General features: G+C 67.0%; 1 protein-coding gene. It reads left to right on the top strand.

Going from position 1 to position 985, the window contains the following annotated elements; genetic code table 11:
* The first annotated feature begins 66 nt into the window (after positions 1 to 66).
* Positions 67 to 960: an IS982 family transposase gene (locus H5965_RS45970; protein WP_310977640.1), complete on the top strand. Its 894-nt coding sequence runs from the start codon at positions 67 to 69 to the stop codon at positions 958 to 960.
* Positions 961 to 985: the final 25 nt, after the last annotated feature.

The raw sequence follows: 985 nt of genomic DNA, 5'->3' as shown, positions 1-985 counted from the left end.
CTAGACGAGTAATGCGTAAGTCTGGGTGGTGACCGGAGATGGACGAAGGGTGTCCAAGATCCGTTTGTGACGACAGACCTGAACACCCTTCTCACCGCACTCTACGTCAAGATCGACGACCACCTCACCGGCAGGCGGCGGACGGGACGACCGCCGAAGCTCACCGACGCCGAACTGGTCACCCTGGCCGTGGCCCAGGCGCTACTGGGGTTCACCTCCGAGGCCCGCTGGCTGCGGTTCCTGCCCACTCGGATGCCCGGCGCGTTCCGCTACCTGCCCGGCCAGTCCGGCTACAACCGCCGCCTGCGCGCCGCACTGCCGCTGATCAAGCTCGTCATGCGCTGGCTGGCGACCGACACCGACCTGTGGACCGACACCACCTGGATCGTCGACTCCACCCCGGTCGAGTGCGGCCGATCCCGGCCCACAGTCAAACGCTCAGAGCTGGCCGGCTGGGCCAAATACGGCTTCTGCCGCTCACACTCCCGCTGGTTCTGGGGCCTGCGGCTGCACCTGGTCTGCACCCCGGCCGGGCTTCCGGTCGCCTGGGCACTGGCCGACCCCAAGGTCGACGAGCGGCAAGTGCTCATGGCCATCTGCGACCACGAGCCCCACCTGCTCACCGACCGGCCCGGCCTGCTGATCATCGCCGACAAGGGCTACGTCTCCCGCGAACTCGACCACTACCTCACCGAACGCGGGATCCGGCTGATCCGGCCGTCCTACCGCAACCGCCGGCCCCATCCCGGTGAGCCGCTGCTCAAGTCCATCCGCCAGCTCATCGAGTCGGTCAACGACACCCTCAAAGGCCAGCTCAACCTCGAACAACACGGCGGACGCACCATCGAAGGCGTCGGAGTCCGCATCGCCCAACGCCTCCTCGCGTTGACCGCCGCCATCTGGCACAACCGCGCCACCAGCCAACCCATCACCCGATCCCTGACCGCCTACGACCACTGACCGAGTTACGCATTACTCGTCTAGG

It is taken from the genome of Amycolatopsis sp. 505 (assembly GCF_031625235.1).
Lineage (GTDB): Bacteria > Actinomycetota > Actinomycetes > Mycobacteriales > Pseudonocardiaceae > Amycolatopsis.
The sequence above is the reverse complement of the archived record's forward strand: the minus strand, read 5'-3'. Positions and strand labels throughout refer to the sequence as shown.